Annotated in this window: 33 protein-coding genes and 1 pseudogene; 10 read left to right on the top strand and 24 right to left on the bottom strand. The window is 70.3% G+C overall.

The window, feature by feature from the left end; translation table 11 throughout:
- Positions 1-77: 77 nt before the first annotated feature.
- From AC3RX1_RS04980 to AC3RX1_RS04965, 4 genes are all read right to left on the bottom strand, one after another.
- A complete protein-coding gene (locus AC3RX1_RS04980) occupies positions 78-1421 on the bottom strand; it encodes a permease prefix domain 1-containing protein (protein WP_491500144.1) in 1344 nt (447 codons plus the stop codon).
- A 1-nt stretch (position 1422) separates the two neighbouring features.
- Positions 1423-1776 (bottom strand): PadR family transcriptional regulator, encoded by a 354-nt coding sequence (locus AC3RX1_RS04975; protein WP_491500143.1) that lies wholly within the window; start codon positions 1774-1776, stop codon positions 1423-1425.
- A gap of 91 nt (positions 1777-1867) precedes the next feature.
- Positions 1868-2650 carry an ABC transporter permease gene (locus tag AC3RX1_RS04970; RefSeq protein WP_491500142.1) on the bottom strand — a complete coding sequence of 261 codons (783 nt, stop codon included), beginning with the start codon at positions 2648-2650 and terminating at the stop codon, positions 1868-1870.
- Between the two features lie 11 nt (positions 2651-2661).
- The gene (locus AC3RX1_RS04965) at positions 2662-3489 is read right to left on the bottom strand and encodes a DNA-formamidopyrimidine glycosylase family protein (RefSeq protein ID WP_491500141.1); all 828 of its coding nucleotides are present in this window, start codon (positions 3487-3489) and stop codon (positions 2662-2664) included.
- Positions 3490-3619: 130 nt separating this feature from the next.
- Between AC3RX1_RS04965 and AC3RX1_RS04960 the strand changes: the two genes are divergently transcribed.
- Complete coding sequence (locus AC3RX1_RS04960; RefSeq protein ID WP_491500140.1) at positions 3620-4930, top strand: serine/threonine-protein kinase; 1311 nt, start codon at positions 3620-3622, stop codon at positions 4928-4930.
- 12 nt (positions 4931-4942) lie between these two features.
- Here AC3RX1_RS04960 and AC3RX1_RS04955 read toward each other — a convergent pair whose 3' ends face one another.
- From AC3RX1_RS04955 to AC3RX1_RS04930, 6 genes and pseudogenes are all read right to left on the bottom strand, one after another.
- Positions 4943-5272, bottom strand: a complete 330-nt coding sequence (locus tag AC3RX1_RS04955) for a YchJ family protein (RefSeq protein ID WP_491500139.1) — start codon at positions 5270-5272, stop codon at positions 4943-4945.
- Positions 5273-5279: 7 nt separating this feature from the next.
- A pseudogene (locus tag AC3RX1_RS04950) lies at positions 5280-6496 on the bottom strand (alcohol dehydrogenase catalytic domain-containing protein).
- 115 nt (positions 6497-6611) lie between these two features.
- Positions 6612-7292 carry an alpha/beta fold hydrolase gene (locus AC3RX1_RS04945; protein WP_491500138.1) on the bottom strand — a complete coding sequence of 227 codons (681 nt, stop codon included), beginning with the start codon at positions 7290-7292 and terminating at the stop codon, positions 6612-6614.
- Between the two features lie 99 nt (positions 7293-7391).
- Positions 7392-7853, bottom strand: a complete 462-nt coding sequence (locus AC3RX1_RS04940) for a DUF1801 domain-containing protein (protein ID WP_491500137.1) — start codon at positions 7851-7853, stop codon at positions 7392-7394.
- 25 nt (positions 7854-7878) lie between these two features.
- On the bottom strand, positions 7879-8169 hold the full coding sequence (locus AC3RX1_RS04935; RefSeq protein ID WP_491500136.1) for a hypothetical protein: 291 nt from the start codon (positions 8167-8169) through the stop codon (positions 7879-7881).
- 52 nt (positions 8170-8221) lie between these two features.
- Positions 8222-8698 (bottom strand): carboxymuconolactone decarboxylase family protein, encoded by a 477-nt coding sequence (locus AC3RX1_RS04930; RefSeq protein WP_491500135.1) that lies wholly within the window; start codon positions 8696-8698, stop codon positions 8222-8224.
- Between the two features lie 126 nt (positions 8699-8824).
- Here AC3RX1_RS04930 and AC3RX1_RS04925 point away from each other — a divergent pair, with 126 nt between their 5' ends.
- Entirely contained in the window at positions 8825-9763 is a 939-nt protein-coding gene (locus tag AC3RX1_RS04925) for a LysR family transcriptional regulator (RefSeq protein ID WP_491500134.1), read from the top strand.
- A 10-nt stretch (positions 9764-9773) separates the two neighbouring features.
- On the opposite strand, the gene AC3RX1_RS04920 is transcribed toward AC3RX1_RS04925, so the two are convergent.
- The 5 genes from AC3RX1_RS04920 to AC3RX1_RS04900 all read right to left on the bottom strand — a co-directional run bounded on the left by AC3RX1_RS04920 (position 9774) and on the right by AC3RX1_RS04900 (position 12929).
- Positions 9774-10076, bottom strand: coding sequence for a winged helix-turn-helix domain-containing protein (locus AC3RX1_RS04920; protein WP_491500133.1), 303 nt, complete (start codon positions 10074-10076; stop codon positions 9774-9776).
- Positions 10073-10510 (bottom strand): hypothetical protein, encoded by a 438-nt coding sequence (locus AC3RX1_RS04915; RefSeq protein ID WP_491500132.1) that lies wholly within the window; start codon positions 10508-10510, stop codon positions 10073-10075. Before AC3RX1_RS04915 ends, AC3RX1_RS04920 begins: the two co-directional genes overlap by 4 nt.
- A gap of 130 nt (positions 10511-10640) precedes the next feature.
- Positions 10641-11009, bottom strand: coding sequence for a hypothetical protein (locus AC3RX1_RS04910; protein ID WP_491500131.1), 369 nt, complete (start codon positions 11007-11009; stop codon positions 10641-10643).
- 42 nt (positions 11010-11051) lie between these two features.
- On the bottom strand, positions 11052-12125 hold the full coding sequence (gene ychF / locus AC3RX1_RS04905) for a redox-regulated ATPase YchF (RefSeq protein WP_491500130.1): 1074 nt from the start codon (positions 12123-12125) through the stop codon (positions 11052-11054).
- A gap of 54 nt (positions 12126-12179) precedes the next feature.
- Complete coding sequence (locus AC3RX1_RS04900) at positions 12180-12929, bottom strand: class I SAM-dependent methyltransferase (protein ID WP_491500129.1); 750 nt, start codon at positions 12927-12929, stop codon at positions 12180-12182.
- Positions 12930-13071: 142 nt separating this feature from the next.
- On the opposite strand from AC3RX1_RS04900, the gene AC3RX1_RS04895 reads away from it, so the two are divergent.
- The gene (locus AC3RX1_RS04895; protein ID WP_491500128.1) at positions 13072-13677 is read left to right on the top strand and encodes an exonuclease domain-containing protein; all 606 of its coding nucleotides are present in this window, start codon (positions 13072-13074) and stop codon (positions 13675-13677) included.
- Positions 13678-13686: 9 nt separating this feature from the next.
- Here the strand turns inward: AC3RX1_RS04895 and AC3RX1_RS04890 are convergent, their stop codons facing one another.
- On the bottom strand, positions 13687-14313 hold the full coding sequence (locus tag AC3RX1_RS04890) for a LysE family transporter (RefSeq protein WP_491500127.1): 627 nt from the start codon (positions 14311-14313) through the stop codon (positions 13687-13689).
- Between the two features lie 79 nt (positions 14314-14392).
- Between AC3RX1_RS04890 and AC3RX1_RS04885 the strand changes: the two genes are divergently transcribed.
- Positions 14393-15736 carry a DNA recombination protein RmuC gene (locus AC3RX1_RS04885; RefSeq protein WP_491500126.1) on the top strand — a complete coding sequence of 448 codons (1344 nt, stop codon included), beginning with the start codon at positions 14393-14395 and terminating at the stop codon, positions 15734-15736.
- Here AC3RX1_RS04885 and AC3RX1_RS04880 read toward each other — a convergent pair.
- Positions 15717-15959 carry a UDP-N-acetylmuramyl pentapeptide phosphotransferase gene (locus AC3RX1_RS04880; RefSeq protein ID WP_491500125.1) on the bottom strand — a complete coding sequence of 81 codons (243 nt, stop codon included), beginning with the start codon at positions 15957-15959 and terminating at the stop codon, positions 15717-15719. The two genes, AC3RX1_RS04885 and AC3RX1_RS04880, sit on opposite strands and share 20 nt — an antisense overlap.
- A 110-nt stretch (positions 15960-16069) precedes the next feature.
- Positions 16070-17092: a class II fructose-bisphosphatase gene (glpX, locus tag AC3RX1_RS04875; RefSeq protein ID WP_491500124.1), complete on the bottom strand. Its 1023-nt coding sequence runs from the start codon at positions 17090-17092 to the stop codon at positions 16070-16072.
- 187 nt (positions 17093-17279) lie between these two features.
- Between glpX and fbaA the strand changes: the two genes are divergently transcribed.
- Positions 17280-18308 (top strand): class II fructose-bisphosphate aldolase, encoded by a 1029-nt coding sequence (gene fbaA / locus AC3RX1_RS04870; protein WP_491500123.1) that lies wholly within the window; start codon positions 17280-17282, stop codon positions 18306-18308.
- A gap of 66 nt (positions 18309-18374) precedes the next feature.
- On the opposite strand, the gene AC3RX1_RS04865 is transcribed toward fbaA, so the two are convergent.
- The 3 genes from AC3RX1_RS04865 to AC3RX1_RS04855 all read right to left on the bottom strand — a co-directional run bounded on the left by AC3RX1_RS04865 (position 18375) and on the right by AC3RX1_RS04855 (position 20160).
- Positions 18375-18884 (bottom strand): COG4315 family predicted lipoprotein, encoded by a 510-nt coding sequence (locus AC3RX1_RS04865; protein WP_491500122.1) that lies wholly within the window; start codon positions 18882-18884, stop codon positions 18375-18377.
- Positions 18885-18958: 74 nt separating this feature from the next.
- Positions 18959-19642 carry a zf-HC2 domain-containing protein gene (locus tag AC3RX1_RS04860; RefSeq protein WP_491500121.1) on the bottom strand — a complete coding sequence of 228 codons (684 nt, stop codon included), beginning with the start codon at positions 19640-19642 and terminating at the stop codon, positions 18959-18961.
- A complete protein-coding gene (locus AC3RX1_RS04855) occupies positions 19639-20160 on the bottom strand; it encodes a sigma-70 family RNA polymerase sigma factor (RefSeq protein WP_491500120.1) in 522 nt (173 codons plus the stop codon). The genes AC3RX1_RS04860 and AC3RX1_RS04855 overlap by 4 nt, the downstream gene beginning before the upstream one ends.
- A gap of 106 nt (positions 20161-20266) precedes the next feature.
- Between AC3RX1_RS04855 and AC3RX1_RS04850 the strand changes: the two genes are divergently transcribed.
- A complete protein-coding gene (locus AC3RX1_RS04850; RefSeq protein ID WP_491500119.1) occupies positions 20267-20770 on the top strand; it encodes a DUF2231 domain-containing protein in 504 nt (167 codons plus the stop codon).
- Positions 20771-20832: 62 nt separating this feature from the next.
- On the opposite strand, the gene AC3RX1_RS04845 is transcribed toward AC3RX1_RS04850, so the two are convergent.
- Genes AC3RX1_RS04845 through AC3RX1_RS04835 form a run of 3 tightly spaced genes read right to left on the bottom strand, consistent with a single transcriptional unit; the run spans position 20833 to position 22869 of the window.
- Positions 20833-21285 carry a COG4315 family predicted lipoprotein gene (locus AC3RX1_RS04845; RefSeq protein ID WP_491500118.1) on the bottom strand — a complete coding sequence of 151 codons (453 nt, stop codon included), beginning with the start codon at positions 21283-21285 and terminating at the stop codon, positions 20833-20835.
- Positions 21286-21301: 16 nt separating this feature from the next.
- Positions 21302-21838, bottom strand: coding sequence for a DUF6264 family protein (locus AC3RX1_RS04840; protein ID WP_491500117.1), 537 nt, complete (start codon positions 21836-21838; stop codon positions 21302-21304).
- On the bottom strand, positions 21835-22869 hold the full coding sequence (locus AC3RX1_RS04835) for a 4-hydroxy-3-methylbut-2-enyl diphosphate reductase (protein ID WP_491500545.1): 1035 nt from the start codon (positions 22867-22869) through the stop codon (positions 21835-21837). The genes AC3RX1_RS04840 and AC3RX1_RS04835 overlap by 4 nt, the downstream gene beginning before the upstream one ends.
- A gap of 122 nt (positions 22870-22991) precedes the next feature.
- On the opposite strand from AC3RX1_RS04835, the gene xseA reads away from it, so the two are divergent.
- Genes xseA through AC3RX1_RS04815 form a run of 4 tightly spaced genes read left to right on the top strand, consistent with a single transcriptional unit; the run spans position 22992 to position 25813 of the window.
- The gene (gene xseA / locus AC3RX1_RS04830; RefSeq protein ID WP_491500116.1) at positions 22992-24284 is read left to right on the top strand and encodes an exodeoxyribonuclease VII large subunit; all 1293 of its coding nucleotides are present in this window, start codon (positions 22992-22994) and stop codon (positions 24282-24284) included.
- Between the two features lie 10 nt (positions 24285-24294).
- The gene (locus tag AC3RX1_RS04825; RefSeq protein WP_491500115.1) at positions 24295-24519 is read left to right on the top strand and encodes an exodeoxyribonuclease VII small subunit; all 225 of its coding nucleotides are present in this window, start codon (positions 24295-24297) and stop codon (positions 24517-24519) included.
- A complete protein-coding gene (locus tag AC3RX1_RS04820; RefSeq protein WP_491500114.1) occupies positions 24519-25160 on the top strand; it encodes a DUF4245 family protein in 642 nt (213 codons plus the stop codon). Before AC3RX1_RS04825 ends, AC3RX1_RS04820 begins: the two co-directional genes overlap by 1 nt.
- Entirely contained in the window at positions 25157-25813 is a 657-nt protein-coding gene (locus AC3RX1_RS04815) for a carbonic anhydrase (RefSeq protein WP_491500113.1), read from the top strand. Before AC3RX1_RS04820 ends, AC3RX1_RS04815 begins: the two co-directional genes overlap by 4 nt.
- Positions 25814-25817: the final 4 nt, after the last annotated feature.

Here is a 25817-nt window from a genome sequence, read left to right as displayed (position 1 = left end):
AACGGGCTGAAGCGTCGGGGTGGGGAGGTTCGAGGTCGCCATGCTGCCATGCTAACCCGCGCCATGCGTGCGGCGGGTCAGGCGAAGGCGAACGTCGGCGGGAAGACCAGAACGACCACGGCGGCCCACAGCAGATAGACGGGCAGGAACGCGGTCTGCCAGCGTTCCACCCGGGCGAAGCCTTCGCGCCAGCGGAGGAATCGCACGTGGTGCCACCCGGCTCCGGCGAGATTCGCGAGCAGGATGAGGTTCGCGCCCAGCGACGCGAGGCGGTTCGGCGTCGTCCCCGACTCGCCGATGCGCCCGATCATCGCGATCAGCACCAGGACGTCGACCACGAGCGCGGCGGCGATCATCAGGAGCTGCAGCCACTCGAACCATGACGGTGGCGATTCGGGTGTCCGCGCCGAGACGGAGTAGAGCAGGAGAGCGACGACCACAGCGAGGACGATGTCGAACACGATCAGCAGGTCGCGGCCGTCGGTGACGAAGCTGCCGTGCAGCGCGGCGGCGACGATGAACGACAGGAGCAGCACGGTGACGAGCGGCGTGAACACGCGGGTCAGCACGGGGGCGATGTTCTCGATCACGCTCTGCTTCGCCTCCACGAGCCAGGCCGCGACGACCACGGCACCGGCCGCCCCGCAGGGCAGGAGCCAGTCGAAGACGAACACGCTCGGGTCGAGTCCGATCGCGGCGAAGACGCCGACGGTGAGCCCCGCGAGCACTCCCCCGCCGAGGGCGATCAGCACGAAGTAGACGAACCATTCGCCGCTGAAGCGCACGAAGTCCATCCGCGGGCCGGCCGATCGCCATCGTCCATTCACATAGGCGATGCCCGTCACCAGCCACAGCGCCGCCGCGACATGCCCTGCCGCGAGCAGCTCCGTGTCGCCACCGGCCGCGAACGGGTACGCGTTCACCACCACGGCCGCCGCGACGAACGGTGCGGCGACGGCGACGATGGTGGCGGCCGACGCACGGTGCCGCACGAGGAAGTAGACGGCGAGGAACGGGAGGACGAGGAGCACGGCGTTGCGCAGCATCAGGTCGCCACCGCCCGCATCACCGCTCAGCAGTGCCGGGATCTTCACCGCGATCGCGGCTCCCACGGCGAGGCCGAGGGCGAGCAGGAACCGGCCGCGCGACGCCTGCTGCCGTGCGGATCCGTCGGCGATGAGCTGCTTCCAGAGGCGATCGGAATGCTCGGTCGCGTACTCCCGGGCGAGCTCGTCGATGCGGCCGATGCGGCCGACGCCGATGAGGAACGCCTCGTCGGACGACAGACCGCGCTGCACGAGTCCGTCGATCTGATCGCGCAGGTGGGCTTCCAGCTCATCGACGTCGTCGGTGCGGAGCACGGCGCGGCGGGAGAGGTAGGCCCGCCATTCGGCGACGCGCGATTCGAGGTCGGCGCCCATGTCAGATCTCTCCCAGCGCGAGCTGAGCTCCGCCGCGCCAGACGCGCTGCAGCGCATCGTTCACGACGCTCCACTGCCGGTGGTGCTCGACGAGAGCAGCCCGGCCGCCGGACGTGAGGCGGTACACCTTCCGCCGTCGGCCGACCGCCGAGGTGTTCCACGACGATTCGATGTGCCCGAGCCTCTCCAGCCGGTGCAGCAGCGGGTAGAGCATGCCGTCGCTGAAATCGAGCCGCCCTCCGGAGAGCTCCCCGATGCGCTGCAGGATCGCGTACCCGTAGGACTCGCCGTCGGCGAGGATGCCGAGAACGAGCGGTGTCGCCGATGCGGCGACGAGGTCCTTGCCGATGCGCATGTCTCATACCTCGCACTGTTAGGTAACTAGAACTGCAAGGTATCACACGAGTCTGCGGCCGTCACCCCACGGCGTCGAGCGAGAGCATCCGTCACCGCAGCACGGCGGGCTTCACCCGCACCGGCCCCAGCCACGTGGCGACGAGCACCGCGGTCACCGAGCCGGCGGCGAGGATCGCCGCGAGCACCACGAGTTGGAACCGTCCGGCTTCGAGAGGCGAGATGCCGCCGAAGATCGCACCCACGAAGGCGCCCGGCAGCACGACGAGGCCCGTCGTCTTCGTCTGGTCGACGGTGGGGATCAGCGCGTCGCGGACCGCCTGCCGAGCGAGCCGGATGGTCGCGACGCGTGGGGGCGCACCCAGCGCGAGCCAGCCCTCCACTTCGTCCCAGTGGTCGCTCACGGCCGCGGTGAACATCCGCCCGGTGAGAGTCGCGATGGTCATCGCATTCCCGATGATGATCGCGCCGATCGCGAGGGCGTAGCGCGACGTGAACGCGAGCGCCCCGGTCGCGAACACCGTGAGGCCGGCGATGAGGATGCCCGCTGCGATCGAGCTCGCCATCATCACGAGCGCGCGCCACGATCGGCCGATGCGGCCGGTGGCGACGGATGCGGCGACGCCGAACATCACGACGAGAGCGCACCCGATCCAGACCGGGCTCGTGATGATGCCGCTGAGGATGACACTGATCACGGCGAGCTGCACGGCGCCCCGGAGGATCGCGACGGCGGGAGAGAGGATGTGCGGCACGCGGAAGGCGATGAGGACCGCCGTGGTGATCGCGGCGAGCACGACGACGCCGAGCAGGGACGGCCAGATGTCGGCCGGGATGCCGGCGAGGACGTCCGGCAGGCTCGACGGCGAGTTCACGGGGCTTCCGCTCAGCCCAGCCGCACGCCGGCGGTCTGGCACGTCGGGCAGTACTGAGCCGTCGTGCCGCCGAAGGAGAGGTCGGCGATCATACCGCCGCACACGGGGCACTCCTCTCCCCCGCGTCCGTGCACCGCCATCGCGGCGGTCTTCGCCCGCTTCAGCTCGTCGATCGGCACTCCGCGCCGGTCGGCGGCGGCACCCCGGACGACATCTCGCATGGCGGCGAACAGCCGCTCCAGCTCATCGTCCGACAGTGTGTCCCCGTGCACGACCGGCGAGAGCCGCGCGCGATGCAGGATCTCGTCGGAGTACGCGTTGCCGATACCCGCGAACGACGACTGCTCCTGCAGGATCGCCTTCAGCTGCTTGCGGCGCCGCGCGACCGCCGCGTCGACGTCGGTGCGTGAGAATTCCGGACCGAGCGGGTCGGGGCCGAGTCCGGCGATCGCGGCGACCTCCTCCGCGGTGTCGACGACGGAGAGGCCGAGGGAGACCCAGGCCCCGGCGTCGGCGAACTCGAGCGTTCCGCCCTCGATCGTCAGAACGGCCAGAGCCGGCGCATCCGGGTCGTCGGGCACCTCGGCTGTTCCCTCGGTGAAGCGGAGCCAGCCGTGACGGCCGAGCGACACGACCAGGTGAGCCTTCTCCAGGGCGATGTCGAGATGCTTGCCGCGGCGCTGTACACCGGTGATGCGTTCCCCCACGATCGACTCGAGCGGGCGCCGGCGAGTCTTCAGGGCGCGGAACTCGATGAGATCGACCGCAACGACGCGGCGTCCGACGACGCGCTCGTCGAGGGCTTGGGCGAGCGCCTGCACCTCCGGAGACTCGGGCATACCGTCATCCTGTCACCCTCGCGCGCGGCTGGCACGTCCGCGTCGGAATGTCAAGCGGAAACGTGGCTTCCTCCGACTCCGCTACTCTCGCGTGGTGCCGTGATCCCGTGCGGCCGAGGAGGACCGGGCCGTGAACCCTGCGCAGGAGCAGACAGCGACCACCGCGATACTCGACGGTCGATACCAATTGCTCGAGCGCGTCGGCGAGGGCGCCATGGCCGAGGTGTACCGCGCCGACGATCTGCTGCTCGGCAGGACCGTGGCGGTCAAGATCATGCGGAGCGGAGCCGACGTGCTCGGGTCTCCCGAGCGCGCCCGCACCGAGATGAACGTCCTCGCCTCCCTCGACCACCCCTCGCTCGTCACGCTGTACGACGGGAAGATCGTGCCCGGCCAGCAGCCGTACCTCGTGATGGAGTTCGTAGACGGCATCACGCTGGCGCAGCGGCTTCACGAGGGGGCCATGGCGCCGGTGGACGCCAGGCGACTCGCATCCGATCTCGCCGCGGCGCTCGAAGCCGTGCACGCCGCGGGCATCGTGCACCGTGACGTGAAGCCCTCGAACGTCCTGCTCAGCCCCTCCGGACACGACGCGGCGGGCGCCGAGGCGAAGCTCACCGACTTCGGTGTCGCGTGCCTGATCGACGGCACGCGCATCACGTCGCCGGGCACGGTGGTCGGCACGGCCGCCTATCTGGCCCCGGAGCAGCTGCGCGGTGAGGCGCCCAGCCCTGCCGCCGACATCTATGCGCTTGGCCTGCTGCTGCTGGAGGCGCTCACCGGCGAGCGCGCCTTCCCCGACGCGACGGGCATCGCGGCCGTGATGGCTCGCCTGCTCAACCCTCCCGACGTGCCCGACCGTCTGGGTGCGGAGTGGGGGCAGCTTCTCAGACGGATGACGGCGAGCGACGCCGAGACCCGGCCGACGGCCGCCGAGGTCGGCCGCATCGTCGCCGGCTTCCCGACCGAAACGCAGCCGCTCACGCTGCCGGCTCCGCTGCCGGTCGCGCACCGGCGGCCTCCGTCTCGTGGTCGCCGGCGGCGCATCGCGACCGCGGCGATCGGCACGGCCGCCGCGGCGATGGCGATCTCGGGGGCCGTGTGGCTGGGCAGCACTCTTCCCCGCACTGCGGACAATCCGTCGTCGGGCACACGGGTCGTCGTCCTGCCGGAGCCCGGCGCGACGCAGGGAACGGGAGCGGACTCCACCCGCGACTCCACGCAGAACGGATCCTCGAACACGACGCAGAGCGGGCCGGCGCCGACGGTGGATCCCGTCACCACGACCACCGGCGGCGCAGGAGGCGGCTCCACACAGACGAAGAGCACATCCGGCCAGCAGCCGAACCAGCACGCGAGCGACAGCGGGAAGAAGAACGGCGGCGGCCCCGGCGAGAAGGCCCCGAAGAAGCCGAAGGAGAAGGGCAAGGCCGGGGACTGATCGCCCGCCGCCTCAATCCTCCTGCACGTCGCCGTCGACGTAGAACCACCGCCCGCCCTCCCGCTCGAAGCGGGAGCGCTCGTGCAGGATCCCGATCCCGCCGTCCTCCGCGAGGTACGTCGCGCGGAACTCGACGACTCCCTCGTCGTCCTGGCGGCCGCCGCCGACGGTGTCGACGATCTGCAGTCCGCGCCAGCGAGGGTTGTCCGCCAGGTCGAGCTCCGCCGGGCGCGTCGAGGGGTGCCAGGAGCGCAGCAGCCACCCGGCATCCCCGGACCGGAATGCGGAGAAGCGCGACCGCATCAGCTCCTCGGCGGTCTCCGGCTCACGCTGTTCGCCCACCCCGGGATCACTCCGCGCTGTCGGCGACCGAGGGCGACACGGAGCGTGTGCCGGGCTGCAGGACGACCTTGACGCAGCCGTCCTCCTTCTTCTGGAACGTGTCGTAGAGCCGGGGCGCGTCATCCAGCGGCGCGTGGTGGGTGACGAGGTCCATGACCCCGAGCGGATCCGTCGGGTCCTCGGCGAGCGGCAGCACGGCATCGATCCAGTTCTTGACGTTGCACTGGCCCATGCGCACGCCGATCTGCTTGTCGAACAGGGTCTTCATCGGCAGGATGTCGGCATCGCCCGCGTACACGCCGCTGAGGGAGATGGTGCCGCCGCGCCGCACGGCGTCGACGCACGAGTACAGCGAGGCGAGGCGGTCCATGCCCGCCGTCTCCATCATCTTCTGCGCGATCGACTCGGGCAGCAGTCCCACGGCGGTCTGGGCGAACTTGATCGCCGGGCTGCCGTGCGCCTCCATCCCCACGGCGTCGACGGCAGCATCCACTCCGCGGCCCTCGGTCAGATCGCGGAGCGTGTCGACGACGTCGGCGGTGAGGTCATAGGTGAGCACTCCGTGCCGTTCCGCCATCTCGCGTCGGACCGGTTCGGGGTCGACGGCGAGCACGCGGAACCCGTGGTGCACGCCGATGCGCGAGACGAACTGTCCCACCGGGCCGAGTCCCATGACGGCGATGGTGCCGCCTTCGGGCACATCGGCGTATTCGATGCCCTGCCAGGCGGTGGGCAGGATGTCGCTGAGGAAGAGGTACCGGTCGTCGGGCAGGTCGCTCCCCACGCGGATGTGGTTGTAGTCGGCGAGCGGGACGCGGAGATATTCCGCCTGCCCGCCGGGAACCTGCCCGTACATCTTCGTGTAGCCGAACAGCGCGGCACCGGTGCCGTACTCGCGCACCTGGGTGGTCTCGCATTGGGACTGGAGGCCCCGGCGGCACATGAAGCAGTGGCCGCAGGCGATGTTGAACGGGATGACGACCCGGTCGCCGACCGCGAGCTCCGTCACCTCCGCGCCGACCTCGACGACGACGCCCATCGGCTCATGACCGAGGATGTCTCCGGCGTCGAGGAACGGGCCGAGCAATTCGTACAGGTGCAGGTCGGAGCCGCAGATCGCGGTCGACGTCACTGGATGATGGCATCCGTCGGCTGCTCGATCACCGGATCGGGCACCGACTCCACCGTCACCTTGCGCTTGCCCTGCCATGTCAACGCCTTCATGCCGACTGCCTTCCACCTCGATGGAACGCCAGCTTCCGACGTCAGCGGATGGGTCGGACAGGGCGTTGACTCCGCCGCCGATGTCTGATCACGGCAGCGGGAGCCGCAGACAGTGTCAGTCCCAGTCGAGGTAGTCCTCGATGGCCCATGCTGCCGGCCCCGCGTGCGACGCCGGGAACCCATGAGCCCCGCCCTCGACGGTGACGACGCTGACGCGATCGGGGGCGGATTCCCGGAGCGCCTCGCCGTTCTCGGCGGGCGTGACCGTGTCGGCGGTTCCCTGGATCACGAGCACGGGAACGTGGGGCGCGAGCTCGGCCCACTCGGCCTCGGGCGTTGCCGCGAGAGCGGCATCCTGCAGCGCCTCGACATCGGCGTCGCGGGCGCCGGCGAGCGCCTCGTCATCATGCGCCCGCGCATCCGTCTGGGCCGTCTGCACTCCGAGCAGCAGAACCCCGTTCACGCGGTCGGTGTGGTCGAGCGAGACGGTGCGAGCCACCGCGCCGCCGAACGCGTGCCCGCCGATCCACGCGTCGGCGAGCCCCAAGTGGTCCATGAGGTCGATGACGTCCTGCGCGAGGTCATGGAGTGTGACCGTGTCGTCACGCCCGTCGGAGGGTCGGCGGGTGCCGACGCGGACGATGCGGTGGTCTGCTTCGGTGAGCATCCCCGCGAGAGTGCCGAGGTAGGCCGTGTTCAGTCCGCGTCCGGGGACGAGTACGACCGCCGGCCCGGTTCCCTCGTCCACGTACGGGATGGCGCGCCCTTCGGGCTCGAAGGTCTGGATCTCGCTCATCGTCATCCGTTTCTCTTGCGTGAAGCGTCACCTTCGACCCTAAACGGTGGCAACGGATCCGGCCGACCGCTCGCGGCAGGGCATGCGACCCCGTCCTCATCAGCCGCGCCGGTTCTCTTCAACCGCTCGACGGACGAGCTCCCGAAGCTGATCGTCGTCGATCTCCGAATCCTCGAAGAGATCGATCGCCCGGACGGTGTCGCCCTCCAGCCGCGCGTTGAACAGGCCCGCCGGATCGTCCAGCCGCGCACCCTTGGGAAAGGTCAGCCGCACGGCCCTCTTCAGGAGGTCTGCCATGCAGACGTTCCCCTGGCACACCCAGGTGGCGACGCCTTCCGGTTTCGAGGGCTTCCTCCACTTGATGTCCTCGACGATCTCCTCGTCGGCGCTCAGGATGACGCGACGAATCCTGTCCATCGTCTCCGCCCGCCACCCTCCGGCGCCAGCGATGATCGCATCGATTTCCGTTCCTGCAGACGTCTCGTTCGCACTCATGGGTAGATCATGGCGCTTCGAGCGCCGGTGTGTGCGCGAAACGGCGCCGGTGCCTGCCGGAGGCACGGGCGCCGCTGTGGGACGATGTGGCCTAGCGTTCGTCGAGGATCTCCCCGTCGGTGACCACATGGTCAGCCGTCAGGGTCAGCGTGGCCCCGACCAGGGGGACGTCGGCCGCGGCCTCCGCCGCACGCTGCATGTCCTCCGCCGAGTCCCAGCGCCAGATGTCGAGGTAGGAGCCGTCCTCCAGCCTGATCAGGGTCGCGTCGGTGAAGGCCGGATTCGCCGAGCGGATGCCGTCGATCAGGCTGGTGCGGCGCTCGAGCATCGTGGCCAGGTTGCCGGTTTCGACGGTGTAGTGGTGCGTTCGTACAGTTGCCATCATCGTGCCTTTCGTGTCTCGTGGGCAGGTCGTCGCTCAGGAAGCGGCCGGCTCAGCTCCAGGAGCCGCCGGCGGTCTGCCGGGTGGTCGCGTTGAGCCGGTTGAACAGGTTCGTGGTCGCGATGTAGAGGACCAGTGCGGCCAGTTGGCGCTCGTCGAAGAAGCTCGCCGCCTCATCCCACACGTCATCGGAGACGGCGTCGGGTCGGTCGGCGAGCCGGGTCGCGCTCTCCGCCAGCGCGAGCGCAGCGCGCTCCTCATCGGTGAAGTACGGCATCTCGCGCCAGGCGACCACCGCGTGCAGACGCTCGTCCGTCTCGCCCGCCCGCTTGGCCGACTTCACGCCGGCGTCCACGCAGGCGCTGCAGCCGTTGATCTGGCTCACGCGCAGGTGGACAAGTTCGAGCGTCGAGTGCGCGAGGTCGGTCTGCCGAGCAGCCTTCATGAGCGCGAAGATCGCCCCCGAGGCTCCGTCGAGGATCGCGACCGGGCTGGACATCCGGGGCGTGGTGAGGGTCATCGAAGTCATGTCATTTCTCCTTGCCGTGGTGCTGTTCGGTATGTCTACGAGCCTCGCGGGCGGCCAGATCCCGAACAATGTCCAGTCGCGAAACGATGCTTGCGCTCCGGGTTAACGATCGAAAGGATGACGTAGGTGGAGCTGCGCGACATCGAGATCTTCCTGACGCTCGCCGAGGAACTGCACTTCGGCCGCACCGCCGAGAAGCTGTTCATCTCGCCGCCGCGGGTGAGCCAGTCGATCGCGAAGCAGGAGAAGCGGATCGGCGCTCCGCTGTTCGAGCGCACCAGCCGCAAGGTGGCCTTGACTCCGCTCGGTGTCCAGCTGCGGAACGACCTCGAAGCGGGCTACCGACGCATCCTGGACGGCGTCGAAGCAGCGACGAACTCCGCGCTCGCCGGTCCGGACACCGTGACGCTCGGTGTCATGGGTCCGATGTGGCAGGATCTGGCGCCGATGACGGCCACGTTCCGGAGCCGCTTCCCTCAGGTCGACTTCCGCATGCGCGAGATCCGCATCGACGACCCGTTCACCCCGATCCGGAACGGCGACGTCGACGTCGCGCTCCTCTGGCTGCCGGTGGACGAGCCCGACCTCACAGTCGGGGCGGCCGCCTTCACCGAGCCGATCGTGCTGATGGTCGGACGTGAGCATGAGCTCGCGGATCGCGTGTCGGTTTCGCTCGACGAACTCGCCGGCTTTGACATCCTGCCGTCCGGCCTACCGGTGCCGGAGTACTGGGAGACTGCGGTCTCTCCCGCAATGCGTCGTGACGACGGGCCCGCCCGACCCGCGCCGACCCGCGAGGAGGTGCTCTGGTCCCTCGCCAATGACGACAAGTCCGTCGCGTTCGCCTGCGGTCAGGGGCTCAAGTACTACGACCGGGGCGTCGCCGTGTACATCCCGATCGACGAGCGACCGACGTTGCGCTGGGGCATGGTGCACCTCAGGGATCGCGTCGGGCGCTGGGCGCGCGAGCTGATCGGAATCGCCAGGGAGTTCGGCCCGATCGAACTCTCCCTCGACCTCGAGTTCGACGTGCGCCGCCTGCGCCCCCTCGACCTGACCACGTGAGGGGCCACAACTAGAGATCGGGCGCGTTCACGATCTCGCGGAGCGCCACGATGTACGCGTCGAATGCCGTCCGGCCCTCGGGAGTGAGGGAATACCACGTGCGGGGCCGACGTCCGGCATACCCCTTCGTGACCTGGATGTAGCCGCCCGCCTCGAGCGACGCGAGGTGCTTGGACAGCAGCGAGTCGCTGACCTCCAACGTGTCCCGGAGCAGTCCGAAGTGAACGGCGTCCGCGGAGCGGAGCGCGGCCATGATCGAGAGCCTGACCGGCGAATGGATGAGGTCGTCGAGCCGTTGGCGCGGGTGTGTCACGCGCGACCCACCCGCCACGCGAGGTGGACGAAGGGCAGGCCCGGCAACAGGCCGACGACGACAGCCCATGCGGAGAAGCCCTCGGGAAGGAGCAGCCGGATCAGGAGCAGCGCCACGACCATGAGTCCGCCGCTGAGAAGGACGGCGCGATTCGTCCACGCCGTGGTGGCGGCAGGAACAGTCTTGCCGCACCAGGCGAGGACGGCGAGGATCGCGGCGACGACGATCAAGCCGGGGATGATCACCTCGGCGAGACGCTCGGGCCACGATGCCAATGCGACGGTGAATGCGGTCAGGGCCGCCGCCATGACCAGCGCCCCGGCGACGTACCACCGCCGCCGCGAGCGGATACGGCGAGCGACTGCATCGGCCGCGCCCAGAGCCTCCGCGGCTGTCGACAGCGGCGTGGCGCTGGCGTCTTCTGGTGTCGACATGAGGCCTCCAGGTGGGAAAGGTGTCAGTGCAGGACGTGTTCGTGCTTGTCATGCAAGCACACACTTTCCATCTATTCAAGTACTTTCGCGATCCGCTGCGCGAGCTTTGGGATCGCGCGCCGGCTGAGAGTCAGCCGTTGCGGTCCATGCAGTCCACGCCGGCAGGCTCGACGATCACGCAGTCGTCCTTTGCAGAGTCGTAGTACTCCACGCCGTCAGGCAGCACGGGGCCAGGCTCACCGAACGCGGCGCGGTAATCGTTGGGGCAGCCCTCCGTGCCAGAGCACGTGAAGCCATCCGGATAGATGAGCCACGGCGTGGACGCCTTGGCCCACTCGGGCAACGCGGTCAGATAGGTCGGGGTGGGCGTGGCGCTCGTGGTGGGGTGCGATGACGCGTCCCCCACCTGTGGCGCTGTGGCAGCGGTGCATCCGGCGAGCGCCGCTCCCGCGAGGACGAGACCGGCGAGGGTCGCAGTGAGTTTGGCTGTGCGAGGCATGGTGCCATATTCGCAGGCAAGAACCCGCAGAACTGCGCGCGCCTACACGTTGAAGCGGAACTCCACGACGTCGCCGTCCTGCATCACGTAGTCCTTGCCCTCGAGGCGCACCTTCCCGTGTGCGCGGGCCTCGACGACCGAGCCGAGCTCCACGAGGTCCTCGAACGAGATGACCTCGGCCTTGATGAAGCCCTTCTCGAAATCGGTGTGGATCACGCCGGCCGCCTGCGGTGCCTTCCAGCCCTTGCCGATCGTCCAGGCGCGCGCCTCCTTCGGACCCGCCGTCAGATACGTCTGCAGCCCGAGCGTGTCGAATCCGATGCGCGCCAGCTGATCCAGACCCGACTCCTCCTGTCCCGTCGAAGCGAGCAGCTCCGCGGCATCCTCAGGGTCCAGGTCGATGAGCTCCGACTCGATCTTGGCGTCGAGGAACACCGCGTGGGCCGGGGCGACCAGGGCCTCCAGCTCGGCCTTCCGCGCAGCATCCGTCAACACGCTCTCGTCGACGTTGAACACGAAGATGAACGGCTTCGCGGTGAGCAGCCCGAGCTCGCGGATCGGCTCGAGATCGAGGCCCGCCACCGACAGCAGCACGCCGCGGTCCAGCGCCTCCTTGGCGGCGAGCGCGGCGTCGAGCACGGCCTTGTCGGTCTTGCGCCCCTTGACTTCCTTCTCGTACCGCGTGATCGCCTTCTCGAGCGTCTGCAGGTCGGCGAGCATGAGCTCGGCGCCGATCGTCTCGAGATCGGCCCGCGGGTTCACCTCGCCCTCGACATGCACGACGTCGGAGTCGGTGAATCCCCGGACGACCTGCGCGATCGCGTCGGCCTCGCGGATGTTCGCGAGGAACTGGTTGCCGAGTCCTTCGCCCTCCGACGCGCCCCGCACGATGCCGGCGATGTCGACGAACGACACGGCCGCCGGCACGATCCGCTCGCTGTGGAACAGCTCCGCCAGCCGGTCGAGGCGCGCGTCGGGCAGGTTCACCACGCCGACGTTGGGCTCGATCGTCGCGAACGGATAGTTCGCCGCGAGCACCTGGTTCTTGGTCAGGGCGTTGAACAGGGTGGACTTGCCGACATTGGGCAGTCCCACGATTCCGATGGTGAGGGCCACGGGCAACCAGTCTACGGGGCGGGATGCCGCGGCCCCGCCGCCGATCGGGCGGCTTCAGTCCCGCACAGCCCGATACGCGTGCGTCACGTACGGCAGGTCGATGGCGGTGTCGCACCTCGCTCCGATGCGATCGAACAGCGCGTCCAGCTCACGCTCGATCCGCTCTCGCTCGGCCGGCTCCGCCGTGATGACGTAGCTGCGCGAGCGCACCATGCTCCACAGGCCGTCCCGCGTCATCCGACGCGTCCACTCCCAGGTGCGTTCCTCGAGATCGCCGAACGGCGCGGCGACCGACGGCCCGCCTCCGGCGATCATGACCTCGGCATTGCTGCCGTGCATGATCCGCGTCATCTCCGCGACCCACTCCACGCGTTCGTCGCGGATGTTCCAGATCAGCCCCAACACGCCGTCGGGCCGCAGCACACGTGCGATCTCGGCCGACCCTGCCGTGACATCGACCCAGTGCCATGCCTGCCCGAGCACCACGGCGTCGACGGCGGAATCGGGCAGCGGCAACGCCTCGGCGGTCCCGACGAACGTCGGCACCCCGGGCACCGTCTCGCGCAGCCGCTCGAGCATCGCCACGTCGGGCTCCACGGCCACCGTCTCCGCTCCGATCTCCAGGAGCACGCGGGTGAGTTTGCCGGTGCCCGCTCCCACATCGGCGACGCGCGGCCGGGCCCCCGGTCGCACGACGGGCTGCAGCATCCATGCCACCGCCTCTGCCGGGTAGCCCGGCCGTCCGGTCTCATAGGCATCGGCGGCAGCGCCGAACGAGCGGGACATCTCTTCGCGTGTGGCCATGCCTCGACCCTACGGCGCGACAGAAGCAGGCTGAAGAGACCGCGCAGACGCCGCCGGGGCCGTTCTCGGCCGATCCGGCGTGCTTCTCCGACGCCGCGGCGCGCCTCCCGGCCTTGCGGGCGCCTGGCGGCACAGTGGAACCGTGCCACTGGATTTCACCGCGATCGACTTCGAGACGGCGAATTCCAGCAGTGCCTCGGCCTGCGCCGTCGGGCTGGTGAGGGTGCGGGCGGGGAAGGTCGTTGCTCAGGCGGGATGGCTCATCCGGCCGCCGCTCGGGCACGACGCGTTCTTCGACCTGAACATCCAGATCCACGGCATACGCCCCGAACACGTCCTCGGCGCGAAGAGCTGGAGCGATCAGCTCCACGACATCGCGGCGTTCGCCGGCGCCGATGTCCTCGTCGCACACAATGCCGGGTTCGACATGGCGGTGCTCCGCCGCGCGTGCGAGGCGGCCGGCGACCTCTGCCCTCCGTACCGCTACTTCTGCAGCCTGCAGCTCGCGCGGAAGGCGTACGAGCTGCCGTCGTACCGGCTGCCGTCAGCCGCGGCGGCCGCCGGCTTCACCGGCTTCGCCCATCACGATGCCACCGCGGATGCGCTCGCCTGCGCGCACATCGTCATCGACGCCGCCCGTCGGGTCGCCGCATCCGACGTCGAGGACCTCGCCGCCGCGCACTCCCTGTCGGTGAAGACGATCGACGCCGCCGCTCCGGTGCGCGAACCCGTCTTCGCCGTGGCGTGAGCGGATGCGTCAGCGAACCAGAAGCAGCAGACCTGCGACGGCGATGAACAGCGTGCCGAAGACGACATCGAGGATCTTCTGCCCGCGCGGGGTGCGCACCAGCCGCCGGAACGGCTTCGCGGCGGCGGCGAAGAAGAACCACATCACGAGCACGTCCACGACGATCACGGTCGCGACGAGGATGAGGTACTGGCCGAGCGGCGGCTGATCGAGACGGATGAACTGCGGCACGAAGGCGAGGAAGAACACGATCGCCTTCGGGTTGAGGATGTTGACCCAGAATCCGCGCCGGATCATCGACCAGGCGCTCTCGCGACGCCGGGACGGATCGGCCACGTCGGCAGCGACAACCGGCCGGGTGACGATCATCCGGATGCCCAGGTACACCAGGTACGCCGCCCCGAGGTAGCGGATGGTCTCGAAGAGCACCTCCGAGCGCGCCACCAGCAGCCCGACACCCGCCGCGACGATCGCGATGTGCACGACGAGCGCGATCTGCTGGCCGATCACCCCGAAGATCGACCGCCGCCACCCCTCATTGAGGGAATTGGACATCGTGTTGATCGCCCCGGCGCCCGGGGTGAGGCTGATGACGACGCAGGCGGCGAGCAGCGAGAGCCAGATCGTCCACGTCACCGAGTCATCTTAGGGGGCGGCGGGTGCGACGTGAGCGGGCGGCCGAAGCGATGTCGGAGGCCTCCTCCATGCTGGGCACATGGTTGTCGTGACTGTGCTGATCGCCCTCGTCATGCTCGCCGCCGGCTTCGCGGCCGGCTGGGCGCTGCGCGCGGGCCGCGCCGCGCACGCCGTCACAGAGCTCTCCGCGCGCGCGGCGGCCGCCGAAACGGCGGCGCACGCGCTGCGCGAGCAGCTCGAGCAGCAGGAGCGCCGGCTGGACGACGCCGCCGACCGCGCGCATGCCGAACGGGCGATGCGGGAGGAGCGCGAGCGCCGCGAGCAAAGCGTGCTGCGGGCTCTGGAGCCCGTGCGGGAGTCGCTGCAGTCGATGCAGCGCAAGGTCGAGCTTCTCGAGCATGAGCGGCACGAGCAGTTCGGCTCCGTCGCCGAGCAGCTGCGTCGCAGCGCCGAGACCGGCGAGGCGCTGCGGGCGACCGCGGAATCGCTGGCCGGCGCACTGCGTTCGGGCAGCACGCGCGGGGTGTGGGGTGAGACGCAGCTGCGGCGCGTCGTCGAGGCGGCAGGGCTCGCGCAGCACGTCGACTTCGATGTGCAGACCTCGATCTCTACCGACGCGGGGGCGGGACGCCCCGACATGGTGATCAGGCTCCCCGGCGCCAAGTCGCTGGCCGTCGACGCGAAAGTGCCACTGGATGCGTATCTCGAGGCGTCGGCGATCCCGGTCACCGCGACCGGGGATGAGCTCACACGCCGGCAGGCGCTGCTCGGCAAGCACGTGAAGGCCGTGCGCGCGCACGTCGACGCCCTCGCCCGGAAGACGTACTGGGCGGGCCTCGACTCGAGCCCCGAGTTCGTCATCTGCTTCATCCCGAGCGAGTCGCTGCTGGCCGCCGCGCTGGAGGAGGATCCCGCCCTGCTCGAGTATGCCTTCGGCAAGCGGGTGGCGCTCGCCTCGCCGGTCAATCTCTGGGCCGTGCTGAAGACCGTCGCCTACACGTGGACGCAGCAGGACGTCTCGCAGGAGGCGCGACGGCTGTTCGATCTCGGCAACGAGCTGTACGGCCGCCTCGCGTCACTCGCGGGACACGCCGACGATCTGCGCAAGGCGATCGAGCGCACGGTCGACAGCTACAACCGGTTCGCAGGCTCACTGGAGTCCCGCGTGCTGGTGAGCGCTCGGCGCTTTCCCGGCATCGACCAGACCAAGCTCGACGCGCTGCCGCAGCCGGCCGTCGTGGAGAAGACCACTCGCCGACTCACCGCACCGGAACTGCTCGACGCCGGCGACGGCCGGGATGTCGACGGCCGGGACGTCGACGGCCGGGACGTCAACGGCCGGGACGCGGACGGCGACCTCGAGATGCACGCCGATCTCGGCGACGTGCGCGCGCGAATGGAGGTTACTGTCCGCCCGGAATGAAGCTCAGCAGCGCGATGACGGCCCCCGACACGAAGACGAATGCGCCGATCATCCACCACGCTGAAACCTGCTCGCCTTCCGCGTGACGCACGCGGAACAGCACGTCGGGGCGACGAGCCGGGTCCATCTCGATCTTGGGGTGCGCACCCGTGCGCGCCAGAGCGTCGGCGACGACGGCGTGTGCGCCGGTGCGCGGGTGGGAATCTGCGGCCTGTGGTGCCATGCGACGATTCTTCCACCCGGCTCTGGGAATCCGGCGTATTGCCGTCACACCAGTCTCATCAGTCACAGAGCCGCGCGTGACTGCGCCGTGTGTCATCCCGGAAGGGACGCTCAGAGCCACTTGGAGACGAGGTGCTCCGACGAGATCCGGCGCAGCGTGCCCGAAGCGCCGCGCAGCACCACACTCTCCGTGTACACGTACTCCGCCTCGCGGCGGACACCGGCGACGAGCTCGCCGTTGGTGACACCCGTCCCCACGAAGAGAGTGTTGTTGCCGTGGACGAGGTCGTCCGCCTCGTACACGAAATCGTCGAACTTCAGCCCGGCGTCGACGCCGCGCTGCTTCTCGTCGTCGTCGCGGGGCCAGAGCCGTCCCTGGATGTGGCCGCCGAGCGCCTTGATCGCGCACGCGGTGACGATCCCCTCAGGGCTTCCGCCGATGCCGACGCACATGTCGGTGCGTGCGCCGTGCCGGGCCGCGTTGATGCCGCCCGCGACGTCGCCGTCGCTCATGAGGCGGGTGCCGGCGCCGGCCTCGCGTATCTCCTCGATCAGCTGCTCGTGCCGCGGGCGGTGCAGCACCGACACGACGATCTCCTCCACGGGCTTTCCCAGCGCTTTCGCCAGACGCCGGATATTCTCCCCGATGGGAAGACGGATGTCGACGACACCGACCCCTGCGGGTCCGGTGACGAGCTTGTCCATGTAGAAGACGCTCGACGCATCCAGCATCGTGTCGTGGTCGGACACGGCGATCACCGAGAGCGCGTTGTTCCGCCCGGCCGCCGTCAGCGACGTGCCGTCGATCGGATCCACGGCCACATCGCATTTCGGCCCCGTGCCGTTGCCCACACGCTCACCGTTGAACAGCATCGGCGCGTGGTCCTTCTCGCCCTCGCCGATCACGATCGTGGCGTCGAAGCTCACCGTCGTGAGGAACGCGCGCATCGCATCGACGGCCGCGCCGTCGGCCGCCTCCTTGTTGCCGCGGCCGATGAACGGCACCGCCCGGATCGCCGCCGCCTCCGTCGCCCGCACGAGCTCGAGCGCCAGGTTCCGGTCAGGACGCAGCGGCGTGGTGCGCCCGTCGGCGTCGACGGCGGGCGTGCTGAACTCTGCGGTAAGGCTGACCATGTCGCCACGATAGCCGGGGACGGCGCAGAAATGCCGGCTGTTTTCATGCAATCAGCCTGAAGGATTCGCGATTCTTTCGAGGCAGTCAGGACACGCAGCTCTGAGCGCGCCGGTCACACCACGGTCACGCGCGAGGCCGCTTCGCTAGAGTTGACACGATCCACACCCCTGCCGAAGGAGCGCAGACATGCCCGTCGCAACACCTGAACAGTACGCAGAGATGCTCGACCGCGCGAAGGCCGGCGGCTTCGCGTACCCGGCGATCAACGCGTCGAGCTCGCAGAGCATCAATGCGATCCTCCAGGGCCTGACCGAGGCCGGCTCGGACGGCATCATCCAGGTGACCACCGGCGGCGCCGACTACTTCGCCGGTCACACCGTCAAGGGGCGCGCCACCGGAGCCCTCGCCTTCGCCCGCTTCGCCACCGAGGTCGCAAAGAACTACCCGATCACCATCGCGCTGCACACCGACCACTGCCCCAAGCCGGCGCTCGAGGACTTCGTTCTCCCGCTGATCGAGGCATCCGAAGAAGAGGTCAAGGCCGGTCGGAACCCGATCTTCCAGTCGCACATGTGGGATGGCTCGGCGGTGCCGCTCGACGAGAACATCGAGATCGCGAAGGAGCTTCTCCCCCGCCTGAAGAACATCAACGCGATCCTCGAGGTCGAGATCGGCGTGGTCGGCGGCGAAGAGGACGGCGTGAAGCACGAGGGCACGAACGATGCCCTCTACACGACGACCGGCGACGTCGCGAAGGCCGTCGAGGCGCTCGGTCTCGGCGACGCGGGCCGCTGGATCGCCGCTCTCACCTTCGGCAACGTGCACGGCGTCTACAAGCCGGGCAACGTCAAGCTGCGCCCCGAGCTGCTGGGTGAGATCCAGGAGGGCATCGCCGAGCGCTTCGGCAACGGCCCGAAGCCCCTCGATCTCGTCTTCCACGGCGGTTCCGGGTCGAGCGACGAGGAGATCGCCCTCGCCGTCGCGAACGGCGTCGTGAAGATGAACATCGACACCGACACCCAGTACGCCTTCACCCGCTCGGTCGCCGGCTACATGTTCCAGAACTACGACGGCGTGCTCAAGGTCGACGGCGAGGTCGGCAACAAGAAGCAATACGACCCTCGGGCCTGGGGCAAGGTCGCGGAATCCGCGATGGCCGCCCGCGTCGTCGAGGCGACCAAGCAGCTCGGCTCCTACGGTCAGAGCCAGTCGTAGTCGTCCCGACACGACGCAGCGCGAACGGATGCCTCGGCCACTGGCCGGGGCATCCGTCGTCTGCGCTCAGCCCTTCCCTGTCGCGCGCTCGCCCGCCGGGGTGAGCACCCACCACACGCCGCCGACTCCCTGGCCGGTCGTGTCGCCGGCCTTCCCGTCGCCCGCGTAGTAGTACAGGGGCCAGCCGTTCAGCGTCACCTGACGTCCGCCGTCGGCCGTCGCGATCGTCCCCACGGTGCCGGTGACCCCGGTGAGCCGGGGCGCGGCGGTGCCCGTGGTGACGAGCGGCCAGGCGCTGAGGCACGCGCCCGTGCATGCACTCGCCTTCGTGCCCTGCGTGTCGGCGTCGTACATGTACACCGTCATCCCGCGCCCATCGACGACGATGTCGCCGAGCGGCGTCGTGGCGGTCTTGAGCGCGTCACCGCCCGTGGCAGGCTGCGAGGCCGACGATCCATACGCGTCTCCCCCGCCTCCGGCGGGCGCCGTGGTGGCCGCGGGCGACGATCCGCCGGCGCATCCGGCGAGTGCGAGCAGGAGCGACAGCGTTCCCGCCATGACGATTCTGCGAAGCATGAGGACTCCCTCCGTGCGACGGCGGTGCGGACGCATCCCGTCTGGGGTGAGAACGAGATCGACGCCCGCCGGGTTCACTCCGTCTTCGCACCGAGCTCATGCCGCATGATGACGACGCCCGTCATCGTGCGGATCTCCACCGCGCGGATCTCGGTCGCCGGCAGCGCCGTGCCGGCACTCACCCGCGCGTCGGCGCCCGGACGTGCCCGCCACGTCGAGACGACGGTGTCGGACCCATCGTCGCCCACCACAGCGAGCGCATACTCCCACCCGTCGGCCGGCCCGCCGGTCGTCTTCGGGTAGCGACAGTCGAGGTCGATGCGAGTGCCCCAGTCGGTCGTGTGCAGCTGCACCGAGGCGGTCAGCGGCACGTCCACGACATCCTGCAGGGCGAAGGAGGCGGCGGGGCGGTCGGCGGCGGCGAAGCCGAGCGGGATCGCAACCCCCACCGCGACGAGGACCGCTGCCGCTGCTCCGGCGATCCACCGCGTGCGGCGTATCCGCGTGCGGGCGCGGATGGCGAACCGCGCACGGGCCAGCTCATCGCGCCCCTCGGCGGGCGCGGCGGGCACCATGGTCGAGCGCGCGACGTCGGCGCTCACCCGGGTGAGCAGCCCGGCGGTCGGCGTCAGCTCGGCGACGGCACGCCGGCATTCGGCGCAGTGCGCGAGGTGCTCCTCGTACTCGTGACGCTCGGCGGGCGAGAGCGCGCCGAGCACGAACGCCGCATCCCACTGCGCGAACGGGTCATCGCTCATCGGGTCACCCCCATCTCCTGCAGCGCCAGCCGCAGCTCGCGCAGACCGTAGTGGAGTCGCGATTTCACGGTTCCCTCCGGGATGTCGAACGCCGCCGCGATCTGTGCGACGCTGCGACCGTCGTAGTACGCGGCGATCACGACCGCGCGGTGGTCGGCGCTGATCCCGCGGAGCGCCTCCTCGACGACGATCGCCTCGATGAGGCGATCGGTGTCGTCGGCCCAGACGCGCTCGGGCGGGTCGGCGACCGTCCGTTCGTGGCGGCGCCGTGCGCTGCGGGCCTCGTCGATCACGAGGTGCCGGGCGACCGTGAACATCCAGGCGCGCATCTCCGCGGGATCCTGCGCGAGCACGCGTGGCGTGCGCCAGGCGCGCAGCAGCGTCTCCTGCACGATGTCGTCGGCCCCCACGACATCCCCGGTGAGCCGGGCGACGTAGCGCCGCACCGGACCGGCGTGGGCGTCATAGAGTGCGAGCAGCCGCTCCTGCGCGTGCTGATCGTGCTCCCGCACCGCCATCCGCCACCCCCTCACCCGTGAGCACGAGACAGCGCGGCGCCGGGTTCACGATGTCGCCGGGATGCTCGAGGTGAACTCCGGCGCGGGTCGTCTCGTTGTCTCGAGTATGGGACCTCAACGCGCCGTCGACGTGCTCCAATTCGCGGGGCTCCCGCTGCATCCCCTGATCGTGCACGCTACGGTGGTGCTGACTCCGCTCGCCGTCATCGCCGTCGCGCTCGCCGCGCTCTGGCCCACGGCGCGCCGCCGGCTCGGCGCCGTCACCCCGCTCGCCGGCATCGTCGTCGCGGTCCTCGCACCGCTCACCGTGGTCGCCGGCGAGTCCTTGGCCGACGCGGTGGGGCGTACGCCCGCGATCAGCCGGCACGAACAGCTGGGAACGATGCTCGTGCCCTGGGCTGTCGCACTCGGCGCAGCGTCGATCGCGCAATGGGTCTGGTTCCGGTTCGCGCGCCCCCGCATGGGCAGCGGGGCACGCCGCCTGCGGCGCGGCGCCGACATCGCGCAGGCGGTGCTGGCCCTCGGCGTCGGAACCGGCACCGTCATCGTCCTCGTGCTCGCCGGCGACGCCGGTGCGCGTGCCGTCTGGAGCGGCCTCATCCCGTCGTAGCCCGATCGGCGCCATCCCGTGGGCCGCGGCATCCCGTCGTCCCCGTTCCGGCGGGGCGTCGCTCAGCGGCCGATGTCGGTGAGCTGGGTGCCGTCGGGACCCACCAGCCACCAGACACCGCCGATGCCCTGGCCCTTGATCATCCCCGGGGCGGTGTCGCCGTCGAAGTAGTACAGCGGCCAGCCGTCGAGGGTGAGCTGGTCCGTCCCGTCGGAGGTGTGCATCACGTCCACGGTCGCCGAGATGTCGGCCGCCTCGATCGCCCCCGAACCGACCGTGACAGCCGGCCAGGTCGCCGCGCACTCGCCGCTGCACGCGCTCCTGCCCGAGCCCGGTGTGTCACGCGTGTAGACGTAGACGGCCCGGCCGTCCGCGTCGACCACCGCGGTGCCGGCCGACGTGTCGGCCGTCGACAGGCCCGCCGTCGTCTGGACGGCCCCGCCGCCGCACGCCGCGAGCGAGGCGGCGAGAGCGACGACGAGCGGAAGAGCGCACAGACGCACGAGACGACGCATGTTCCCCCTCTCCTGGTCAACCGGCGTGCAGGTAGGCCGCGAACGCCGGGTCGCTCATCAGCGGGATCGACACGCACACCGAGACCACGATGTACGTCACCACGGCTCCGGCGATCGGGATCCACCACGACAGGCGGCCCCGGCGCATCGTCCGCATCGACAGCCACACGGTGGCCGCGTATCCGAGGACGAGAAGCACCGCCGCCGCGATTCCCCACGCTCGCGAGGTCGGCGTGCTCGTGAAGGAACCGGCGATGCCCATCATCCGGTACGTCATGTCGGCCACGCCGGCGAGGTCGAAGAACGCGATCGCCGAGGTGATGACGTTGAAGGCGCCGTACGCCAGCAGGGCGAAGGTGACGACGCGGTCGACGGGATGCGGCGCGGCGGACGAAGCCGGACGGCCCCCACCTGCGCCAGAGGGCACGGGGTGCGAGGACGGGGCGGGCGTGTGAACGGCGGGCGGCTGCGGATGCGCGATGCGCGCCTTCTGCTCGGCAGGGGTCGCATACTCGCCGTACTGCGGGCGAGGGCGCGGGTCGGGCGTGCTCATCGGCGTCCTCCTCCGAATGATTCCGACGCCCCTGTGGCCTCGGCGGCGGGGGGCGTCTGAGCGGGTTCGCGCAGTCGGCTCGGCAGCGCGAACACGAGATCCTCCTGCGCCGTGCGCACCTCCTCCACGTCGCGGTAGCCGGCCTCGGCGAGCGCCGCCAGCACCTCGTCGACGAGCGCGTCGGGCACCGATGCTCCGCTCGTCACGCCGACCGTGGCGACCCCGGACAGCCATTCCTGGCTGATCTCCCGGACGTCGTCGATGCGATGGGCGGCGGTCGCTCCCGCCTGCAGCGCGACCTCGACGAGCCGGACGCTGTTCGAGGAGTTCGCCGAGCCGACGACCAGCACGAGGTCGGCGGCGGCCGCGATCGATTTGATCGCCGTCTGCCGGTTCTGGGTCGCGTAGCAGATGTCGTCGGTGGGAGGATCGCGCAGCTCGGGGAACCGCTCCCGCAGCCGCTGCACGGTCGCGAGGGTCTCGTCGACCGAGAGGGTGGTCTGCGAGAGCCAGACGAGGTTCGACGGATCGCGCACCTGCACGGTGTCGGCCTCCTCCGGCGACGCGACGACCGTGACCCGGTCGGGCGCCTCGCCCGCGGTGCCCTCCACCTCCTCGTGCCCCGGGTGCCCGATGAGGAGGATGTCGAAGCCGTCGCGGGCGAACCGCACGGCCTCGCGGTGCACCTTCGTCACCAGCGGGCACGTCGCGTCGATGGTCTGCAGACCGCGCTCCGCCGCGGCATCCCGCACCGCCGGCGCGATGCCGTGGGCGCTGAAGACGACGTGCGCGCCCGCGGGCACCGCGTCGACCTCGTCGACGAACACTGCGCCCTTCGCCTCCAGGTCGCTCACCACGTGCACGTTGTGCACGATCTGCTTGCGGACGTACACCGGCGCGCCGAACCGCTCGAGCGCCCGCTCGACCGTGACCACCGCCCGGTCCACGCCCGCGCAGTATCCGCGCGGGGCGGCCAGCAGCACCCGCTTGTGTCCGACCACCGGGATATCCTGGAGCGGCTCGTCCCGCATCCTCGCCGGCACGCGGGGCACGGGAAGACGAACAGCGGGGGTGCTCACCCCTCGATTCTACGGGCGGGCACCCGGACGGCGGCCGAGCCGCGTCGAACGGGTGCCGGTGACGGAAGGACCCCATGACGACGTTCCGCCCCGCCGAGGTGCCCGGACAGGCGCCTCCCGGCGACAGCGTGCATCCCCGCGACTCCACGAGCGACGCCCCGACCTCTGTGTCGCGTTTGAACGACACGATCCACGGCTTCGTGCAGCGCTGGGGATCGGTCTGGGTCGAGGGCGAGCTCACGAGCTGGAATCTGCGCGGCGGCGCCGTGTACGGGCGGATGAAGGACCTCGGCACCGACGCCACGCTGTCGTTCCGGCTGTGGTCGAGTGTGCGGATGCGCCTCGCCGACGATCTGCAGGTCGGCGACCGTGTGGTGGCGTGCGTCAAGGCGGACTACTACGTCAAGGGCGGCGACTTCACGTTCGCCGTCTCACAGATGCGTCACGCGGGGCTCGGCGACCAGCTTGAGAATCTGGAGAAGCTGCGCGTGCGGCTGCGCGCCGAGGGCCTGTTCGACGCCGCGCGCAAGAAGCGCCTGCCGTTCCTGCCGCACTGCATCGGCTTCATCACCGGCGAGCGCAGCGACGCCGAGAAGGACGTGCACCGCAACGCCGAGCTGCGCTGGCCGCAGGTGCGGTTCCGCACGATCCACGCGGCCGTGCAGGGCGACCGGTGCGTCCCCGAGACGCTCGCGGCCCTCGCCCGTCTCGACGCCGATCCCGAGGTCGACGTCATCATCATCGCGCGTGGCGGGGGCGATCCGCAGACGCTCCTCGGCTTCAGCGACGAGCGCCTGCTGCGGGCCGTGGCAGCGGCATCCACCCCCATCGTCAGCGCCATCGGGCACGAGAACGACCACCCGCTGCTCGACGACGTGGCCGACCTGCGCGCGTCGACGCCGACGGATGCGGCGAAGCGGACGGTGCCGGATGTCGGCGAGCAGCGCGCTCTCGTCGGACAGCTGCGCGCGCGCCTCGCGACGCGCCTGACGGCACGCGTGTCGCACGACATCGCGCAGCTCGAACAGCTGCGCAGCCGGCCGGTGCTGCGCGATCCTTCGACGATGCTCCAGGGACGCACACAGGACCTGTGGATGCTCACCGCCCGCGGCCGGGACATCGTCGACCGTCGCGTCGACGCCCAGCAGCGCCGCGTCGCCGAGCTGCGCGCGTCGCTGCGCGCACTCTCGCCGGCTTCCACGCTCGCCCGCGGCTACGCCATCGCGCACCTCGCCGACGGCACGATCCTGCGCGACGCGCAGCAGGCCCCGCCGAGCACACGCCTGACTGTCACCCTGGAACGCGGATCGATCGGCGCCACCAGCGACGGCGAGGTGCCCGAGCAGGCCGTCGGCGACGCGAACTAAGCTGGAAGACATGACGGAACCCGGTGCGGGCGAGACCGAGGTCGCCTCCCTCACATTCGAGCAGGCCCGCGACGAGCTCGTGCGCGTGGTCTCCGAGCTCGAGCAGGGTGCGCCGACCCTGGAGCACTCCCTCGCGCTGTGGGAGCGCGGCGAGGCGCTCGCGAACCGCTGCGAGGAGTGGCTGCTCGGCGCCAAGCGCCGTCTCGATGCGGCTCGCGCGGAGGCCGAGGCCTGATGGCCGGCACCGGACGCGTCGTCGCAGAGCTCGGCAGGCCCGAGACCGCCGAGGAGACCGCTCAGCGCAAGGCCGCGTCGTCGCAGGTCTACCGGTCGAGCCAGACGGCCCGCAACCTCATCGCCGCGCTGCTCGCGACACTTGCCGTCGTGGCCGTCATCGTGATGATCGTCCCCCGCGGCGATCTCGGCGCGAGCACGTCCGTCGACGTGCCCGCCCTCGCGAAGACCGCGTCCACGTCCTACGGTCGCACGGTCGTCGTCCCGCACGTTCCCGGCGACTGGCACGCGAACTCCGCCGCCGTCGGCGGTGATGACACAGCGACGTGGACGGTCGTGTACGCCACCAATGCCAGCGCCGGTTTCCTGCGCGTCGCGCAGGGCTTCGACGCCGACACTGCGTGGGATGCGCGACTCCTGGGCGGCGCCGCGTCCGACGGCACCGTGACGATCGATGGCGTCGAGTGGACGCGCTACGCGATCGGCGACGCGACCCAGAGCGCGAACATCAGCTATGCGATCGGCACTCAGGCAGGGCCCGACCGCATCCTCATCTACGGCGCGTCCGATGCCCGCACGGCAGCGGTGGCGGCAGCCGGCCTGACCGACCAGATCGAAGCGATGCGAGAGGAAACGCGATGACATCGACGCGAGTGCAGCTGACCCCGCAGGAGGCCTGGGACAGCCTCGCCGCCGGGAACGCCCGGTTCGTGGAGGGCACTGTGCTGCATCCGCGTCAGAGCGCCGACCGGCGCCGGGAGCTCACCGACGGGCAGCATCCGCACGCCGTCGTCTTCGGCTGCTCCGACTCCCGCCCGGCCTCCGAGATCGTCTTCGACGAGGGCCTGGGCGACATGTTCGTCGTGCGCAACGCCGGCCAGGTCGTCTCGCCCTCGGCCCTCGGCAGCATCGAGTTCGCGGTGGCGGTGCTGGGTGTCCCGCTTCTCGTGGTCCTCGGGCACGAAGCATGCGGCGCCGTGCGGTCGGCCATCGACAGCACCCGCCCCGACGCCCCCGAGCTTCCGGCGCAGATCTGGCGCCTCATCGCGCCCATCGTGCCGGCCGTCCACCGGATCGCCCGCGCGAGCGGGGTGACGCCCGACTCCGCCGACGCGGCCGAGGTCGGCCGTGAGCACCTGCGGACGACCGTGGCCGAACTGCTCCAGGCGTCGTCCATCGTCGCCGACGCGGTCGCCGACGGGCGCCTCGGCATCGTCGGCGGCATCTACCAGCTCGGCGAGGGCACCGTCGTGCCGCACGTCGTCGAAGGCCCCGTGACGATCCCCGGCCTGTGAGCCG

It is taken from the genome of Microbacterium altimontanum, assembly GCF_058349865.2.
This window is presented reverse-complemented; position numbering and strand designations above follow the sequence as displayed.